Raw genomic sequence first — 257 nt, 5'->3', positions numbered from 1 at the left:
CTGCGTGGTGCCGGCGACGCCGGGCTTGCCGAGCGTCATGAGCAACTTGCCGTCCTGATTGAATTTCATGACGGTGTGGCCCTTGCCGTTGTTCTTGTCGCGGCCGTCGGAGACCCAGACATTGTTGTCAGGGTCGATGTGGAGACCATGCGGATAGTTGATCATCCCACCACCGAAGCTCTTGACGAGCTTGCCGGTCGAGTCGAACTTCATGATCGGGTCGAGCTTGGAGCCCGAGCAATCGTCTGCCGTCTCAC

At 59.5% G+C, this 257-nt stretch carries 1 protein-coding gene; it reads right to left on the bottom strand.

Going from position 1 to position 257, the window contains the following annotated elements; translation table 11 throughout:
- A partial coding sequence (locus tag KVT28_RS25585; RefSeq protein ID WP_217551035.1) for a hypothetical protein occupies positions 1–257 on the bottom strand: 257 nt, incomplete at both ends.

Origin of the sequence: Pantoea sp. GbtcB22, from assembly GCF_019091025.1 — a bacterium.
GTDB classification, from domain to species: domain Bacteria; phylum Pseudomonadota; class Gammaproteobacteria; order Enterobacterales; family Enterobacteriaceae; genus Pantoea; species Pantoea leporis.
The sequence above is the reverse complement of the archived record's forward strand: the minus strand, read 5'-3'. Positions and strand labels throughout refer to the sequence as shown.